This is a genomic window from Alkalihalobacterium chitinilyticum, assembly GCF_029028005.1.
GTDB lineage: Bacteria > Bacillota > Bacilli > Bacillales > Bacillaceae_F > Alkalihalobacterium > Alkalihalobacterium chitinilyticum.
Genome location: NZ_JAOTPO010000001.1, coordinates 385197 through 402271 on the forward strand (window position 1 = coordinate 385197; position 17075 = coordinate 402271).

Consider the following 17075-nt stretch of genomic DNA (forward strand, 5'->3'; position numbering starts at 1 on the left):
CCGTGATCGGTTCTATCACCCAGAACTTAAATCAAACTTAGGAGGATTTATTCATGTCAATTCTTAACCCATTTCCAAACAGTAAGAAAGTTTATGAGAAAAGCAGTACAAACGATTCGATTGCTGTTCCTTTTCGTGAAATTGAACTAAGCCCAACCTCATTTAATGGAGAAGAAATTCCTAATGAACCGTTTAGAGTATACGATACGACCGGGCCTTACACTGACTCTACGTATCAGGCAGATGTCAGAAAAGGATTGCCAGAATTACGCAAGCAATGGATTTTAGACCGTGGTGACGTTGAATCTTATGAAGGGCGTGATATAAAACCTGAGGATAATGGTTTTATTGATATTAAAAAAACAAAAGCTGTGGAAGTCTTTGATACAACAAGCAGAAAACCATTACGAGCGAAGCAAGGCAAAAATGTAACCCAACTTCACTATGCTAAAAAAGGAATCGTCACACCTGAAATGGAGTTTATTGCAATTCGAGAAGGTCTAGACCCTGAGTTTGTGCGTTCAGAAATAGCGAGTGGCAGAGCGATAATTCCATCCAATATTAATCACCCTGAAAGTGAACCAATGATTATCGGACGTAACTTTCACGTGAAAATCAATGCGAATATTGGGAACTCTGCAGTCAGCTCATCTATAGAAGAAGAGGTCGAAAAAATGACTTGGGCCATCCGGTGGGGGGCCGATACAATTATGGACTTATCCACAGGAAAGCATATACATACAACAAGAGAATGGATTATTCGAAACAGTCCAGTTCCAGTAGGTACAGTGCCTATTTACCAGGCCCTTGAAAAAGTAAATGGAGTAGCTGAAGACTTAAACTGGGAAGTTTACCGAGATACATTAATAGAACAAGCAGAACAAGGAGTAGATTATTTTACGATCCACGCTGGGGTGTTACTACGGTATGTACCGCTTACAGCTAATCGGTTAACCGGTATTGTTTCTAGAGGTGGTTCGATTATGGCTGCATGGTGTCTTGCCCACCATCAAGAAAACTTTCTCTATACTCATTTTGCTGAGATCTGTGAAATTATGAAAACGTATGATATCGCCTTCTCATTAGGTGATGGTTTGCGTCCAGGCTCAATCGCTGATGCTAATGATGAATCCCAATTTGCTGAACTGGAAACATTAGGAGAATTAACGAAAATTGCTTGGGAGCATGACGTACAAGTAATGGTAGAGGGTCCTGGACATGTGCCCATGCACAAAATCAAAGAAAATATGGATAAACAACTTGATATTTGTCATGAAGCACCTTTCTATACATTAGGTCCACTCACTACTGATATCGCACCAGGTTATGACCATATTACTTCAGCGATCGGCGCGGCGATGATTGCTTCTTACGGAACAGCCATGCTTTGCTATGTAACACCAAAAGAACACCTAGGTCTACCAAATAAGGATGATGTACGAGAAGGTGTAGTTACCTATAAACTTGCTGCACACGCTGCTGATTTAGCAAAAGGTCACCCTAATGCCCAACGACGAGATGATGCACTTTCAAAAGCTCGCTTTGAGTTTCGTTGGCGAGATCAATTTAACTTATCTTTAGATCCAGAAAAAGCAATGAGTTTTCATGATGAAACCTTGCCAGCAGAAGGTGCCAAAACTGCCCACTTCTGTTCGATGTGCGGGCCAAAGTTTTGCAGTATGAAAATTTCTCAAGATATTCGACAAACCGCAAAAGAAAAAGGAATCGATGAACACACTTTGCTCAAAGAAGAAATGGAAAAGAAATCTGAAGAATTTAAGGAACAAGGAAGTAAAATTTATAAATAGTCAAAAAAAGCTGATTGATAGATTGGGAATCTATCAATCAGCTTCTTTTTTTATGCTATGCAAATGAAAATTACTTAATCAAAAACAATATTATTGCCATTCTCCATCACGGTCCCACTTTCCTTTACGAAGACCCACGGTTTCAAATAATAGCGAAATTAACGATCTTGACTCACCTATTAATGATTCTTCTGTACAGCTTGAATCAGGTCTATACCCCATATCAAGTGCATCCTTCATGGTTACCTCTTCTAAAAAGTTGGAAACATCCGCTTCATTAAAGCAAGGAGGAGAAACATAGACGTTATGAGAATGATCCACTATCATTCGAGCATTAGCTGGTGCGACTTCTGTCGTTTTAACCAATGATCCAATTAATGCAAAAAGTATAATAAAAACAGAAAGCAATATAGAAATTTGTTTGTTCATTTTTTCATGCCTTTCATCTAGCTCGTATTCTATTATTTATTCTAGTATGAATTCATCAGATGAGCAATGAACAACGCTTGAACTTTATTTATATAAGCCGTTTACCAAAATTTCCAAAGCATAAGGTGCTCGAATTCCTTCTGCTACTGCAGATAATGGAATTACAATAAAGTTCTCGTTTTTAATACCCGTAACATCTTCTAGTGCGGGATGACGCAGTAATGTTTCTTTTTTCTCTTCAGCCGTTGTTTCACCATAATCAACAATGATGATTACTTCAGGGTCTCGATCCACTACTTCTTCCCAGCTTACTTCTGCCCAGTTTTTATCGATTTCACTAAATATATTTTCTGCTCCCGCTAGCGTGATTAAAGAATTCAAAAAATTTTGTGCCACTGTAAAAGGCGCAGTATCACCACTATCAAATACAAACACTTTCTTCTTTTCTGTTATCTGTGGAATATTTTTTTGAATTTTAGATAGTTCTTCTTCCATCGAAGCAATTAATTGTGCTCCTCTTTCTTCGACGTTAAAGATACGTGCTACATTTAAAATATCTGAATAAATATCATCAATTGTCGGGCCAACTTTACTAGAAGATTCATGTAAATATGCATTGACCCCAAACTCTTTTAATTGTTCAACAGTACCAATATTATCCTCGCGAAATGCACTTCCCCACCCTGCATAAGCGAAATCAGGTTCTTCTGCTAAAAACACTTCTTGCGATGGGTATCGATCAGAAAGAACTGGGATTGACTCATAAGCTTCCTTAAATTCTGGTAAGACGGCATCATCTAAATATGCGGTGCCAACCATAAATTCTTCTAATCCAAGAGCTAGCATCACTTCAGTTACGTGTTGGTTTAACGTAACTGCACGCTTAGGTGCTTCAGTGAACATTAACAGCTGCTCATTATTTTCGATTTCAAATGATTTATATTCATTTTGGTCTACCTTTTCAACTTCTTTAACTTGAGAACTATTCGTTGTTGTCACCTCTTCGTTTGTTCCCGTCTCCTGTCCACATCCAACTAACAGTGTTGATGTAAGTATAATAGCCGATAAGATTGATTTCATTTTATTAATTTTTTTCATATTCATTCTCCTTATTTTTATATTTAGCAATAATTGTCCAGCGATTACTTATTTGATAGTCTGTTATGTCTCCTCGAATGGGAATTGGATACCCCCCATTTGTCCAAACCTCCTCTTTAAAAGGTTGTAGGTTGCGTTGGAGATCATTTATACTCTCATCAAGTGTTTCATCTCTTCTTAATACTGCTCCAGCTCGTTTTTTAGCTAATTGAGGTATTAATGTTGTTGCCGAAATACGTTGATAGCAAGTTTGATAATTTTCGAACATGTCAATTACTTCAAAGCCTTCTGCGTTTAATAGATAGCACATTTCCCTAGGAAGTATTAAACTATACTCCCGGTCTACTTTAAATCGAGATACTTCATTGTTTTGTTCATATGTTTCATAGGTTATCGTTGTTTCAAATGTCTGTCGGTTTAAGAGAGTTTCACCCTCGATTGTCTTATAAATTCGTTTCTTCCCCCATTGTTTACATTGACTTCCCTTCCAATTTCTCTCATTCGGTGGAACAATAAGGTCAACTGCCACTAATCCACCGTCTATTAGATGTTTTTTTACGTTTGCCAATACTTGCAGCTGTTCATCCGCTAACAGGCAGTGTTGTAAGAACCCTTCTGTTAGTAGAATATGGGTAAACTTAAAAGATAGATTGAAATCTAATGCATTCTCCTGTATTAAAGTTAACTTAGACACATCACTTAACCTTTTTCGTTTTTTTTCAGCTATCGCCAGCATATCTTCACTCGTATCGAGCCCTGTCACATCAACTCCCTGAACAGCTAATTCATACGCGATTCTGGCAGTTCCAACTCCTAGCTCTAATACAGTAGGTTCAGGAGTAGTATTAATCATTTGTTTAAAGAATTTCACACCACTTTTCCCAGTAAAAAGATCGAAATACTCGGCTTCAAGGCCAATATAAGGTTGAGTAAGTTGTCTCTTATGTCGCTCCCCCTGCATACCGCAGCGGTTACAAAGCGACCCAGCTAACTGTTCAAATGGTGTTCCGATTGGAATTCCATTTTTCGTATCGCCATTTCTTTCTTTATATTGAAATCCACAAAAATCACATTTATATTCGCCCATTCCTTCCTCCTAATTATTCGAAAAACCAAATCTTATCTTAATTATGATCCAAACATTCGATTTATGGTCCAAACACTCAATTTTAAACTATTGATTTAGCCTCTGCTTTTGAAGTATATAAAACATGGACCTTCTCAGTAATAGGGTTCTTAATAATAGTCCCATTAACATGGAACACGTCGGCTAATAGCCCTTCTGTTAACACTTGCTCTGGTGAACCTTCTGCAACGATTTCCCCTTTGTTTATAACTAGTAATTTATCGCAATAAGCAGCTGCTAAATTTAAATCATGTAATGCAGCTAAAGACGTCAGTTTCAAGCCTTTCACAACATCAAGAAGATGTAATTGATGATGAATATCAAGATGGTTAGTAGGCTCATCTAATATAAACAATTTTGGTTCCTGCGTGAGAGCTCTAGCTATTAATACCCTTTGCTTTTCACCACCTGACAAATCTGAAAAGCTACGGTTTCGATAATGCTCAATCCCAACTTCATTTAACGACCGAGTAACTATTGTTTCATCGTAATCATTATCTTTTTCTAAAAATCCCTTATGTGGATGCCTGCCCATACTTACAATATCCTCTACTGTAAAATCAAATGGCACTGAGCTTTCCTGACCAACAACAGCTACTTGTTGAGCAAATCTACGGTTTTTCCACTTATTTGTGTTCGATTGATTAATTAGTATAGTCCCGTTAGAAGGTGCATAAATACGATAAATCGTTTTTAACAATGTTGATTTACCACTGCCATTTGGTCCAATCACACCAACAAATTCTCCATCATTCACATGAAAATTGATATTTTGAATAATTGGCTTTTGGTCAATTTTAGTTACTACATTTTGGACTGAAAGCTTCACTACTTGCCACCATCCCCTGTTCCAAATGAATAGTTACTTCTTCTTAATAACCAGATAAAAAACGGACCACCACATATCGCTGTAACAATACCTATTGGTAATTCTTGGGGTGATACCACAGTTCTTGCAGCAACATCTGCCCATACTAGAAAAATTGCACCTACTAAACTACTAACAATTAGCACTCTTCGATGATCAGAACCGACCATTAACCGGACGATGTGTGGTACCATTAATCCGATAAATCCTATCGCACCACTAACAGATACCATAACTCCAGTTATTAAAGCCGTTAATAAGATCAAGAATTTCTTAAACACATCAATATTCATACCTAGCGTTGTAGCAGTTGCGTCTCCCATCAAAAGTAAATTAAGAGGACGATAGGATAAAACTAAAATAACAATGCCTATTACTAACGAGAAAAAAGGGACGGGAAGTTGCTCCCATTTGGCACCAGCCAAACTACCCATCATCCAAAACATTGCATCTCTTATTCCTTCTTCTCGCGGAGCAGAGATAACGATATAGCTTGTAACAGCAGATAACATCATTGAAACAGCAATTCCTGCCAAGAGCAGGCGGACAGTAGATATTTTCCCACGGACTTGTGCAAGCATAAAAACAAGTAATACTGAAATAAGTGCACCTATGAAAGCAGCGGCTGACAATGCATACTGACCAAATAGCTTAAATGCACCAAAGATGATGACTAACGTTGCACCGACAGATGCACCAGATGATACGCCAAGAATGAATGGATCCGCTAATGAATTACGAACTAAAGCTTGAATAGCCACACCGACAACAGCTAATCCTGCTCCGACTACTGCACCTAATAAAACTCTTGGAAAGCGAATTTCCCATATAATTTGTTCCTGTGATTTTGACCAATCATGAACGATGAATTCGTTTATGACTGGTAGTTTTGAGAAGGCTATTTTCCAAACAGTTAATGGTGAGATAGAAACAGGACCAATCATCACAGCTGCTGTCATCGAAGTAATTAGTATACTCGCTAATATGAAAACAAAAAGTAGATGTGAAACATTTAGAATCTTTTTCTTATGTATTAACTTAGGAGAGTTGTCCCTTTTTATGTTAGCTTGCATTTATCGTCCTCCTTCCATAAATCATAATCATTACGATTTGTGTTATACGCTACTATCCTCGTTTGTCAAAAACTTTTTATTTGTTTCAACTTCTGAGTAAAGACGATCAAAAAATTAAATAAACACTTGCACCAAATATAGATACAATCTAAAAGGAGTTGTATCTATATTTGGTAGTTGAGATTTCAGAATGTTAAGACACTCCTGTAGCATCTTCTCTATACCACTTGATTTTTTCTCGTAAAGTTACAATTTCACCAACTAGAATAATAGCAGGATGTGAAATACTACCTTCTCTTGCTTTCTCTTCAATCGTTGTTAGCGTGCCAACAACCGTCCGTTGTCTCTCCGTTGTTCCCCACTCAATAACAGCCACTGCAGTTGAGGGGTTTTTACCATGAAGAATTAATTGATTACAGATTAAAGGTAAGTTTTTTACGCCCATATAAAAAGCGATCGTATCTATTCCATTTGCTAAAGCACTCCACTTAACTTCATTATTTTCCTCATTTTGCAAATGCCCTGTAACCATCGCAAAGCTAGATCCATAATCACGGTGAGTTACAGGAATGCCAGCATAAGCTGGTGCAGCTATTCCAGAGGATACACCTGGAACAATTTCATATGGGATTTTATGGTTTGCCAAAATTTCTGCTTCCTCACCAACTCTACCGAACACACAAGGGTCCCCCCCTTTTAGTCTAGTAACCACTTTTCCTTCCTCTGCTTTGGCCACTAATAATTCATTAATTTGCTCCTGTTTTAACGTATGGTGCTTCGGTAGCTTTCCACAATATATAAATTCCGCACGTACATTTGCATAATCAAGTAAAGATGGGTTCGCTAGTCGATCATAAATAATCACATCCGATGTCTTAATACACTCCAAGCCTCGGACCGTAATTAATTTCGGGTCACCCGGTCCTGCCCCAACTAAGTACACCTTTCCATTTTTCATTTCGTTCCCGCCTTTACACCGTACTTTCTGTTGCCTCATTGTTCTTTTCAATGCCTAGGTCAGCGAAAGTAGCCATCTCTGTTAAAATTCTTGTTGCCGCATCTAACAGCGGATAAGCTAATGCCGCTCCCGTCCCTTCTCCTAATCTTAAATCGAGCGAAAGCAATGGGTTTTTATTTAAATATTCAAATACAGCCTTTTGCCCTGGTTCGACAGATTGATGGCTAATAATTAAATAATCCTTAATCATTGGACACATTTCATAGGCAACTAATGCCGCTGCAGTCGAAATTAACCCATCTACAATGACAGGCGTACGATTTGCTGTAGCTTGTAATAAAATTCCTGTCATCGCTGCAATTTCAAGTCCACCGACACGGGCTAACACTTGGAGTGGGGATGCGTCGTTTACATTTCGACGTCGTAGAGCCTCTTCAATAATTGCTATTTTATGTTGATGTTCGTCTGTATTAAGTCCAGTCCCACGACCGACAACATCTTGTACAGCAGCTTTCGTATAAGCTGCAATTAATGCACTGCTAGCCGTCGTATTTCCAATTCCCATTTCGCCAATAATAATTAGCTCATGCCCTTGCTGAATTAAGTTTTGTGCGACTTCCATACCCGCTTCAATCGCTTGAACAGCTTCTGTCTCACTCATCGCATCTTCTGTAAAGAAATTATTAGTGCCGTTTTTCACCTTTTTCTTTACTAAAGAAGGATGATCTACTTCCCCATTAACACCGACATCAACGACGGTTACCGTTGCACCAATTTGATTTCCGAGAACATTAATTGCAGCACGACCGACGATAAAATTTTGAATCATTAGTTTGGTTACTTCTTGTGGATATGCTGAGACTCCTTCAGAAACAATCCCATGGTCTCCTGCACAAACCACTATGGCAGGCTTTTTAACCGATGGCCGTTCTTTTCCAGTAATTCCTGCTAATTGGATAGCCATCTCTTCAATCCTGCCAAGCGCTCCAATTGGCTTTGTTAATTGGTCAACATGTTCGCTAACGTTCTTCATTATTTGTTGATTTAGCGGTTTAATTTGGGACAATATTTTATTGATTTTCTGCATCATTCTTCTCCTTATACTCTAAACATTTCTCAACAAAGGACTTTGCCATATCTGGATTTGAAGCAAAATGAATATGTGTATACCCGGCAACTAGATAATCGGTTTTATAGCCCTCTTCTTTTTCACCACGGAGTGCTTTTACAAAATAAGCCCTCTGAAAATCAGCATCACTTTCAAATGTAGAATAATGGAACTCATGACCACGAGCTTCTGCTTCCTTCCCTAAAAGAAACGTTTCATCAATAGCAGTTACTTGCCGGTAGCCGAGAGCTGCTAAGCTTTCCTGCATCTTTACTCTTCCTGGTATGACACCAACCATTGGGTATGTTTTCCCTTCACTATTTGTAATGGAGTCCGTTAAGTACATAAACCCTCCACATTCAGCAAAGGTAGGCAGTTCATTTGTTATAGCATTCTTAATCTCTTTTCTCGCTAGAGCGTTTTTTGATAGCTCTTTGGCAAACTCTTCTGGAAAGCCACCACCAATGTACAGTCCGTCTACTCCAGCCGGTAACGTTTCTCCTTTAAGAGGGCTAAAGAAAACAAGTTCTGCACCTGCTTTTTCCAACAACATGAGGTTTTCACGATAATAAAAGTTAAACGCAGAATCATAAGCCACTGCAATTTTCACTTTAGGATCTTCCTCTTCCTGATTTGAAAATAAATCCGTTTTAGATTGAAGAACCGGACCTTGTTCTGCGATGCGCAATAACTCATCTAAGTCCATTCGATCAGCAACTACTTCACCAAGTTCATTAAAAAACTCGTCAAGTTCACCTCGTTCAATTGCTGGAATTAATCCTAAATGGCGTTCTGGAATATGTAAGCCATCGCCTTTTAATAAGTACCCGACAACTGGAACATCACACTCTTGTTCAATTGCGGTTTTACAAAGCTCATAATGCCCTTTGCTCCCCGCTTGGTTTAGGATGACACCCGCAATATTTACATTTGGGTCGAGTAATTGATAGCCTTTAACGATGGCAGCAGCACTTCTAGCCATACTCGCAATATTAACAACTAATATAACTGGCGCCTGAAGAAGCAGGCTAATCTCAGCTGTACTGCCAATATTGCTCTTTGGACTTTTTCCATCATAAAAACCCATTACACCTTCAATAATTGATATATCCGCATCTTCACTTGCCTTGACAAAAATATCATTGACGATATCATGATCGAGCATCCAGCTATCAACATTTCGGGAATGCCTACCTGTTACAGCTGTATGATAACTAGGATCAATATAATCTGGTCCACACTTAAATCCTTGAACAGTTAAACCTTTCTTTTTAAAAGCCGCCATTAAGCCGATCGTTAGTGTCGTCTTTCCCACTCCACTACTTGTTCCTGCAATCACTATTCTTCTTTGCATCAAGTCACATCCTTACTTTTTAATAGCAATTGATATCGTTACATTTCCATTTTTCTTTTTTTCTAAAAAAAGCTCATCTACTCCTGCGGCTAGAAGTGCAGCCGGCTCGCTGACACCATAAGCACCGGTAAATTTATAAACTGTTTCAGACGGATTTTTTATCGAAATGGCATTTAATTGCTCTGCAGTATAGTAGAGAAACTCCCAGCCAAATTCATCACATACTTGAATCAGCCCTTCTTCATCCTTTTTCAAATCAATGGTCGCAATCGACTTTACCGAATGAATCGAAATTTGATGTTCTTTCAACGTCTCGTAAATGACGCTTTTTATTTCCTCCATACAAGTCCCACGATTACAACCAATCCCTAAAAAAACAGATTTAGGCCGGTATAATACCCCATTCGTTAACAGCTTTTGCTCTTGCTCTTTTGTTAAAATTCTATGAGTAATAACTAGTGCTGCATTAAAATCAATATCAACGGCTTCTTCATACGATTGTACCACTTTCATTTGCTTCGGGAGCGACCGGTCATGTTTCCACCATGTTTTTTCACCTGATTCTTGCAAGATAAGAAGCGGTTCCTCATTTACAACAGCTGCACTTACCGGTGTCACATTTGAAAAGTCTTCAATTACCCAGCCAAATTCACGTCCAAATATATCCACTGGAATTGTCTTTTGAACATCAGATGCTGTCGTAATTACCGGAGTCGCATTAATGTATGAAGCCACTACGCGGGTTAAATCATTCGCCCCCCCAATATGACCTGAAAGCACACTAATTACAAATTCTCCTTTATCGTCAATCACTACTATTGCAGGGTCCATTTTCTTATCTATTAAAATCGGCGCAATCATTCGCACGACGGCTCCTAATGAAATCACCATAATAATCCCGTCATATTTTTTGAACATATCAGGCAATAAAAGTCGAATCGAACCTTCAAATAAGTGAATATTTCTTTCGGCTTCATCACCCCGTTCAAATTTTTTCATGTAGTACAAATCCGCTTTTGGCATGGATGTACTTAAGTCTCGAATGAGTTCGACTCCATGCTTTGTAATGGCAACGATTGCAATGTTATCCATTAACGGACTCCCCTTTGCGAAAACCGTGGGTAAACGATTTATCATAGAGCTTAGACTCATATTTTCCTTCTTCCTTTAATAGTTCCTCATTGGCTGCTTTACTGATGATAACCATTGCTTGTTTACGAATGCCTTCTGCTCTCATTGCTTCATCTAATTGACCTAACGTCGTTTTCACAACTTTTTGATCTGGCCACGAGGCACGGTAGACTACGACAACCGGATCCGTCTCAAGCCACCCTGCTTCTAAAAATTCTCTTACTACTTTCTTAATTAGCGTCGTGCTTAAAAACAAACAGGTAGAACTATGATGATTTGCAAGATCACGTAACCGTTCTTTTTCTGGCATAGGTGTTCGTCCTTCAGCACGCGTTAATATAACGGTTTGCGTTAATTCAGGAACCGTTAACTCGATCTGTGCAGCTGCTGCTGCAGCAAAAACTGAACTGACACCTGGAATGATTTCATAATCAACATCAGCATTTTTTAAATAGCGCATCTGTTCTAAGATCGCACCATAAACAGAAGGGTCACCTGTATGAACGCGTGCTACACTTCGCCCTTGTTTTACATTTGTTATCATACAGTGAACAAGCTCTTCTAAATTCATACCGGCACTTTTTAAAACTTGCGCATCTGATTTTGCTACTTCCATTAACTGTTCATTCACAAGAGAGTCCGTATATAAGATCACGTCGGCTTGCTTTAAGATATTTTGACCTTTGACTGTTATTAGTTCTGGATCCCCTGGACCAGCTCCTACAATATAGACTTTAGCTTCTAACAAAACGTTTCACCTACTTTCTTACTAACATTAACGTTAAATATTCGAGTTCAGCACTTTTTAATTCACGAACATCTTTCCATATATATTCCTCACCTGACGTTACTTTTGTGACGACTGTCGCTTTATCAATTAAATCTAGCTCTTCTAATAGTTCAATCATCATCGGTAATACTTTGGCTACTTTTATGAACACCATTCCGTCATGATCTTCAAGCGCTTTTTTCATATCATCCCGATTGTCCGTTGCTGGAATAATCCCTGTCCAATCATCACCGTCAGCAAGAGGAATACAAAGCCTTGATGCAGCCCCATTCACACTCGATATTCCAGGGATCGATACAATATTAACCTCTGGATGCAGCTCTTTCATTAAGCGGTACATATGAATAAATGTACTATATAACATCGTGTCACCTTCTGTTACAAAAGCAACATCTTTTCCTTGTTGAATACACTCCCATACTTGATCAACAATCGTCCGCCACTCTCGATCTAGAATTTCTTGATCTTTTGTCATTGGAAACACGAGACCGAGCATTTCCTTATTCTCTGTATCGATATATTGTTCTACTATTTGATAAGCATAGCTTTTACTGCCTTTTCTCTTCTTAGGGTAAGCAATGATATCTGCTTCTTTAAGCATTCTATAAGCCTTAATTGTAATTAACTCTGGATCTCCCGGGCCTACTCCAACACCATAAACTGTTCCAATTGTCATTTATTGCTCCTCCTTCTTTGTGGCTGTAATAATGTAGATTGGATTTAAACCTTCAAAACGGGTCATATGTAAAATAGGCTTACTTCTTGAAATTTGGATAAGGTTAATCGACGTCTCAAACCCTAGAGAATGGAAAATTTCATTTGCTAGATATAGAGTCTCAATTGTCGCTGCATTGAGAACTATTCGTCCTCCTTGTTTTAAACGTTCATCACAGATCCTTAATAGTTCTTTCATTTCTCCACCTGTTCCGCCAATAAATATGGCATCTGGATCAGGAAACTCCTCTAAACCATCTGGCGCTTTACTACATTTCACTGTAATATCGGTTCGAAACTTCTTCGTATTTTCTAAACAGTTTTCATAGTCTGCTTGATTTTTTTCAATCGCAAATACTTTACCTTGTCTAGCAATTCTTGCACTTTCAATTGCCATAGAGCCTGTACATGTGCCAATATCCCACACCGTTGAGTCCTCTTGAATGCTTAATTCTGCTAAACTAAGAACCCGAACTTCTTTTTTCGTAATCAACCCTTTATCAGGCTTTCTTTGTTTAAATTGGTCGTCAGGTATTCCAATTGACCAGGTTGGTCCTTTTCTATTGCGTTTTAAAATAACGATATTGAGAGGGTGCCCTTCATAATCAGACATTTCTTCTAAAGAAAGCCAAACAACTTTTTCATTTTCTCCGCCTAATGCTTCTGCTACATAGGCATCATACTCTCTCATCCCGTATGAAAGAAGATACTTAGCAATTTCGGCTGGTGTGTTCGTTTCATCTGTTAACAGACACACCTTTTCCTTGCTATCAACCTTTTGAGCTAATCCTTTCATTGTCCTGCCGTGAACACTAATAAACGTACAGTCATGCCAACTTTCTTGCACTTTAGCAAAAGCTTCCTGAATTGAGCTGACATTTGGATAGATTTCAACGGGGATTTTTTTTGATAGATAACTACCAATCCCGTAAAATAAAGGATCTCCAGAAGCTAACAGAACACAACTTTTCGTTGAAGTCTGAAGCCGCTCTACGATATCCTTTAGGTTACCTTTTAATGGAATACGCTCTCCCTTGAAGTCTGGAAAAAAGCTCAGATGACGTTCTCCCCCTATTAAACATTCACTTTCATTAATCCACTTTTCGTACATGGGTAATAAACTAGCTTTTCCTCCATCTGTTATCCCTATCACTTTAATGGGTTGTCCCATACTACAACCTCTCTTCCTAATACTTCTTTATTCATTGATATAATATAGACTTCTATATCCAGACCGCCCCTAATTTCTTTAAGGCTCATATTTCCTATTGATAGACATAGTTTTGAGAAAAAGGCATGATATTCATACTCCAACATGAGCGTACCCACTTGGGATGCTGTATTAGCCCCACGAATTTCTTCTTGTAATTCGGTTGGTACTCCCGCTTCTTTTGCTACTTCAGCCAGAAAATTGAAGTCAACCGGTGCACTTTTAGAGTGCACCATCATGATTCCTTGAGCTACTTTTGAAAATTTCCCCATCATTCCTACAAGCGTTATTTTCTTTACCTTTTTCGCTTTACATTGTTTTAAAGCAAACCCGACAAAATCACCCATTTCAATAAAAGCTTCTTCTTTAGCTTCAGGATGAGTTTCAATGGCAAACTTCTCACTTCTGCCACCTGTTGTTAAAAATAAGTGATCGCATCCGTTAGTAACAGCAACTTGAATAGCTTGAGCAATACTCGCTTTAAAGGCTGAAGTGGAAAAGGGGACAACTGTCCCTCTTGTACCTAATATTGAAATTCCTCCAATAATGCCTAACCTGCCGTTTAATGTTTTCTTCGCAATTTCTTCTCCATCCGGAACGGAAATGATAATACTTACACCCTTTACGAGCGAAAATTTCTCTAAGACGTCTATAGCAGCCTCAATGATCATTTTTCGTGGTACAGGATTGATGGCAGCTTCACCGACTGCTACTGGTAAACCAGGCTTTGTTACCCTTCCGACACCAATACCACCGTCTAGATGGATTCCTTCATCCAGACTTAATTGAACGGTTGCAATCATTTGTGCTCCATGAGTTGCGTCAGGATCATCCCCACCGTCCTTAATGATCGTTGCGCTAGCTTCACATTCATTAAATCTTACATTTTCCATGTTGAAAGTTACCACTTCACCAACAGGTAAACGAATGGACACTTGTCTCACTTCTTTTTGCAAGAGGAGTGAAAGTAAGGCGGCTTTTGTTGCTGCCGTCGCATTAGCACCAGTTGTATATCCATGCCGCATATCCTTCGGGTCTTTTTCAACTTTCTTCTTCATGTTCTACCCCTGCTTTTCAGCCATAAGTGATAATGCATTTAATGCAGCAACAGTAACTGGGCTTCCTCCTTTACGTCCCATGTTTGTAATAAATGGGATATCTAATTTAGCAAGTTCTTCTTTTGATTCAGCAGCTGATACAAAGCCAACTGGCATCCCTATAACAAGTCCTGGTCTGGCCTCACCGTTCTTTACTAAACGAATTAATTCTAGTAATGCAGTAGGTGCATTACCAATCGCAAAAATTCCACCTTCAGCTTCTTTTATGGCTTTTCGTATAGAAATAATCGCCCGCGTTGTATTCAGACGTTTTGCTTCTTCCATAACATCCGGATCAGAGATATACACATGAACACTCCCACCGAACTTTTCAATTCTAGGTTTACTAATCCCGACTTGAACCATTTGTACATCAGCGACCACTTTTTTTCCCGACTGAATCGCTTGAATCCCTGCTTGTACTGCGTCTCTATGAAAAACAACACTACGCCCTAACTCAAAATCAGCAGACGCATGTATAATGCGCTGAACAACTGGATATTGTTCTTCTGTAAAATGGTGAACACCCAACTCGTCAGTGATCATTTGAAAACTTAACTCTTCAATTTCTTGTGGTTGTACGGTTAGCGGCTTAAATTCTGTTTGGAAATCCATTTTATTACACCTCAACTTTTTGATTTATTGTTTCTAAAACATCTTCGTAAGATCTGCATACGATGCCGTAGTCTATTTTGGGTCTTGAAATCATTACAATCGGTATGTTTAGTTCTTTAGCAGCTTCAACTTTTTCGTCCACTGACCCGACCTTTCCACTTTCTTTTGTAATCATGAGCGTTACACTATATTGTTTAAACAATGCGATGTTTAATTCTTTTGAAAAAGGACCTTGAATCGCTACAATATTTTTTTGTTCAACACCTAATACCTCGCATTTTTCCATATTATCTTTACGTGGCAGCATCCTTGCAATTAATCGGACCCCATTTACATTCAATAGGTGTTCTGTAAAAATTTGCAGTGTTTTACTTCCGGTTGTAAGCATAACTGTGCCCTTTTTCTCTTTGGCAAGCAGTGCTGCTTCTTTATATGAAGAAACATGCGTAATCTGTCCAGTCTGACCTTGATACTCTTCCCGCTCATAACGTATATAAGGTACACGTGAGATACGGCTCGCTTTAACTGCATTTTTTGATGCTTCTTCCGCAAATGGATGAGAAGCGTCGACGATCATTTCTATTCCTCTTTGTTCTATGAACACCGTCATTTCTTCAGCGGTTAACCTTCCAACGACGGTTTCAATATTCGCTTCACGAAGAGAAATAGCCGCATTATCTGTTACGACCGAAGCCATAATGTCATGACCTGCGTCTCTTAGTGTTATCGCCAATTCCCTTGCATCACTTGTCCCAGCTATTACATAAATCATCTTTTATCCTACCTTTGAATTTCTTGCTGATGGTTGTGGTCATGAGTATGCCCATGATGATGATCATGGTGGTCATGGTCGTGGTGATGATGTATATCCATATGTTCCATTGCATGAAGTCGGTATGAACAAACATCACAATTCAGCTTTGCTTCTCCTTGCAGTGCTTCTTGTGCCCTTTCAACAAAGATCGTTTTCAGAATAGGATGGAAACCAAAAAATTCAGTCATCGAAAACTGTAACTCTGGATACTCAACCTGAAAGCTTTGAAGCTTTTCAACCATTCGATCCATCAATATTCCTGTGAAGAAAAAATAAGGGATAATATAAATTTTCTTCACTCCAAGCTTTATGGACCTGGCAACACCTTCTTCAACTGTAGGTGAAGTTACACCAATAAATGACAGTTCAACATTAACCATCTCTAATTTTTCAGAAAGCAATCTACCTATCTTGTAAAGCTCACTATTCGCATCTGCATCACTGCTGCCGCGACCGACTAATAAAATACCGACCTCTTCTTTTCCTTTGTCGTTAGAAAAGCCAACATCAAGTAGACGCGATTGTAAAATATCAAACACTTTATCATGAACACCGATTGGTCTACCATAATTAAATTCCACATGAGGATACATAGCTTTTGCTTCATCAATTTCAACCGGAATATGTATTTTCGCATGCCCCGCTGAAAAAAACATCATTGGAACGAGGCCAACTTTCGTTGCTCCTTGATCCACACATCGTTTTATCCCTTCACGTATCGTTGGAGTGGAAAACTCTAAAAAGCAAGTTTCAACGATTGGATACGGTATATCACCTTTCATTGACTCAACAAATTGAAGAAGTTGTTCATTACCTTCCCGCTTTTTTGTACCGTGACCGATAAATAAAATTGCATTCATTGCACTTCCTCCTTTATATTTA

The 17075-nt window shown here is 38.7% G+C and carries 17 protein-coding genes; 1 reads left to right on the forward strand and 16 read right to left on the reverse strand.

Going from position 1 to position 17075, the window contains the following annotated elements; translation table 11 throughout:
* The first annotated feature begins 53 nt into the window (after nucleotides 1-53).
* Nucleotides 54-1808: a phosphomethylpyrimidine synthase ThiC gene (thiC, locus tag N7Z68_RS01965; RefSeq protein ID WP_275116771.1), complete on the forward strand. Its 1755-nt coding sequence runs from the start codon at nucleotides 54-56 to the stop codon at nucleotides 1806-1808.
* A gap of 90 nt (nucleotides 1809-1898) precedes the next feature.
* Here the strand turns inward: thiC and N7Z68_RS01970 are convergent, their stop codons facing one another.
* The 16 genes from N7Z68_RS01970 to N7Z68_RS02045 form a co-directional block, all read right to left on the reverse strand.
* Nucleotides 1899-2237 (reverse strand): hypothetical protein, encoded by a 339-nt coding sequence (locus N7Z68_RS01970; protein WP_275116772.1) that lies wholly within the window; start codon nucleotides 2235-2237, stop codon nucleotides 1899-1901.
* A gap of 84 nt (nucleotides 2238-2321) precedes the next feature.
* The gene (locus N7Z68_RS01975; RefSeq protein ID WP_275116773.1) at nucleotides 2322-3335 is read right to left on the reverse strand and encodes an ABC transporter substrate-binding protein; all 1014 of its coding nucleotides are present in this window, start codon (nucleotides 3333-3335) and stop codon (nucleotides 2322-2324) included.
* Nucleotides 3322-4422, reverse strand: coding sequence for a methyltransferase domain-containing protein (locus tag N7Z68_RS01980; RefSeq protein ID WP_275116774.1), 1101 nt, complete (start codon nucleotides 4420-4422; stop codon nucleotides 3322-3324). The genes N7Z68_RS01975 and N7Z68_RS01980 overlap by 14 nt, the downstream gene beginning before the upstream one ends.
* Before the next feature lie 82 nt (nucleotides 4423-4504).
* On the reverse strand, nucleotides 4505-5290 hold the full coding sequence (locus N7Z68_RS01985; RefSeq protein ID WP_275116775.1) for an ABC transporter ATP-binding protein: 786 nt from the start codon (nucleotides 5288-5290) through the stop codon (nucleotides 4505-4507).
* Nucleotides 5290-6288 carry a FecCD family ABC transporter permease gene (locus N7Z68_RS01990; RefSeq protein WP_275116921.1) on the reverse strand — a complete coding sequence of 333 codons (999 nt, stop codon included), beginning with the start codon at nucleotides 6286-6288 and terminating at the stop codon, nucleotides 5290-5292. The genes N7Z68_RS01985 and N7Z68_RS01990 overlap by 1 nt, the downstream gene beginning before the upstream one ends.
* A gap of 307 nt (nucleotides 6289-6595) precedes the next feature.
* A complete protein-coding gene (gene cobA / locus N7Z68_RS01995) occupies nucleotides 6596-7360 on the reverse strand; it encodes a uroporphyrinogen-III C-methyltransferase (RefSeq protein ID WP_275116776.1) in 765 nt (254 codons plus the stop codon).
* A gap of 13 nt (nucleotides 7361-7373) precedes the next feature.
* Nucleotides 7374-8447, reverse strand: a complete 1074-nt coding sequence (cobT, locus tag N7Z68_RS02000) for a nicotinate-nucleotide--dimethylbenzimidazole phosphoribosyltransferase (RefSeq protein ID WP_275116777.1) — start codon at nucleotides 8445-8447, stop codon at nucleotides 7374-7376.
* Complete coding sequence (locus N7Z68_RS02005; RefSeq protein ID WP_373323089.1) at nucleotides 8431-9822, reverse strand: cobyrinic acid a,c-diamide synthase CobB; 1392 nt, start codon at nucleotides 9820-9822, stop codon at nucleotides 8431-8433. Before N7Z68_RS02005 ends, cobT begins: the two co-directional genes overlap by 17 nt.
* A gap of 12 nt (nucleotides 9823-9834) precedes the next feature.
* Complete coding sequence (locus tag N7Z68_RS02010) at nucleotides 9835-10914, reverse strand: cobalt-precorrin 5A hydrolase (RefSeq protein ID WP_275116779.1); 1080 nt, start codon at nucleotides 10912-10914, stop codon at nucleotides 9835-9837.
* A complete protein-coding gene (cobM, locus tag N7Z68_RS02015; RefSeq protein WP_275116780.1) occupies nucleotides 10907-11701 on the reverse strand; it encodes a precorrin-4 C(11)-methyltransferase in 795 nt (264 codons plus the stop codon). Before cobM ends, N7Z68_RS02010 begins: the two co-directional genes overlap by 8 nt.
* Nucleotides 11702-11711: 10 nt before the next feature.
* Nucleotides 11712-12419, reverse strand: a complete 708-nt coding sequence (gene cobI / locus N7Z68_RS02020) for a precorrin-2 C(20)-methyltransferase (protein ID WP_275116781.1) — start codon at nucleotides 12417-12419, stop codon at nucleotides 11712-11714.
* Nucleotides 12420-13628 carry a precorrin-6y C5,15-methyltransferase (decarboxylating) subunit CbiE gene (cbiE, locus tag N7Z68_RS02025; RefSeq protein WP_275116782.1) on the reverse strand — a complete coding sequence of 403 codons (1209 nt, stop codon included), beginning with the start codon at nucleotides 13626-13628 and terminating at the stop codon, nucleotides 12420-12422.
* Entirely contained in the window at nucleotides 13607-14725 is a 1119-nt protein-coding gene (locus N7Z68_RS02030) for a cobalt-precorrin-5B (C(1))-methyltransferase (RefSeq protein ID WP_275116783.1), read from the reverse strand. The genes cbiE and N7Z68_RS02030 overlap by 22 nt, the downstream gene beginning before the upstream one ends.
* Before the next feature lie 3 nt (nucleotides 14726-14728).
* Nucleotides 14729-15379, reverse strand: a complete 651-nt coding sequence (locus N7Z68_RS02035; RefSeq protein ID WP_275116784.1) for a precorrin-8X methylmutase — start codon at nucleotides 15377-15379, stop codon at nucleotides 14729-14731.
* 4 nt (nucleotides 15380-15383) lie between these two features.
* Nucleotides 15384-16151 (reverse strand): precorrin-6A reductase, encoded by a 768-nt coding sequence (gene cobK, locus N7Z68_RS02040; RefSeq protein WP_275116785.1) that lies wholly within the window; start codon nucleotides 16149-16151, stop codon nucleotides 15384-15386.
* 8 nt (nucleotides 16152-16159) lie between these two features.
* Nucleotides 16160-17053 carry a sirohydrochlorin chelatase gene (locus N7Z68_RS02045; RefSeq protein ID WP_275116786.1) on the reverse strand — a complete coding sequence of 298 codons (894 nt, stop codon included), beginning with the start codon at nucleotides 17051-17053 and terminating at the stop codon, nucleotides 16160-16162.
* Between the last annotated feature and the right edge of the window lie 22 nt (nucleotides 17054-17075).

Coding starts and splice junctions, on each gene's coding strand:
- thiC (WP_275116771.1), top strand. CDS start 54: ATGTCAATTCTTAACCCATTTCCAAACAGTAAGAAAGTTTATGAGAAA.
- N7Z68_RS01970 (WP_275116772.1), bottom strand. CDS start 2,237: ATGAACAAACAAATTTCTATATTGCTTTCTGTTTTTATTATACTTTTT.
- N7Z68_RS01975 (WP_275116773.1), bottom strand. CDS start 3,335: ATGAAAAAAATTAATAAAATGAAATCAATCTTATCGGCTATTATACTT.
- N7Z68_RS01980 (WP_275116774.1), bottom strand. CDS start 4,422: ATGGGCGAATATAAATGTGATTTTTGTGGATTTCAATATAAAGAAAGA.
- N7Z68_RS01990 (WP_275116921.1), bottom strand. CDS start 6,288: ATGACAGCAGCTGTGATGATTGGTCCTGTTTCTATCTCACCATTAACT.
- cobA (WP_275116776.1), bottom strand. CDS start 7,360: ATGAAAAATGGAAAGGTGTACTTAGTTGGGGCAGGACCGGGTGACCCG.
- cobT (WP_275116777.1), bottom strand. CDS start 8,447: ATGCAGAAAATCAATAAAATATTGTCCCAAATTAAACCGCTAAATCAA.
- N7Z68_RS02005 (WP_373323089.1), bottom strand. CDS start 9,822: ATGCAAAGAAGAATAGTGATTGCAGGAACAAGTAGTGGAGTGGGAAAG.
- N7Z68_RS02010 (WP_275116779.1), bottom strand. CDS start 10,914: ATGGATAACATTGCAATCGTTGCCATTACAAAGCATGGAGTCGAACTC.
- cobI (WP_275116781.1), bottom strand. CDS start 12,419: ATGACAATTGGAACAGTTTATGGTGTTGGAGTAGGCCCGGGAGATCCA.
- cbiE (WP_275116782.1), bottom strand. CDS start 13,628: ATGGGACAACCCATTAAAGTGATAGGGATAACAGATGGAGGAAAAGCT.
- N7Z68_RS02030 (WP_275116783.1), bottom strand. CDS start 14,725: ATGAAGAAGAAAGTTGAAAAAGACCCGAAGGATATGCGGCATGGATAT.
- N7Z68_RS02035 (WP_275116784.1), bottom strand. CDS start 15,379: ATGGATTTCCAAACAGAATTTAAGCCGCTAACCGTACAACCACAAGAA.
- cobK (WP_275116785.1), bottom strand. CDS start 16,151: ATGATTTATGTAATAGCTGGGACAAGTGATGCAAGGGAATTGGCGATA.
- N7Z68_RS02045 (WP_275116786.1), bottom strand. CDS start 17,053: ATGAATGCAATTTTATTTATCGGTCACGGTACAAAAAAGCGGGAAGGT.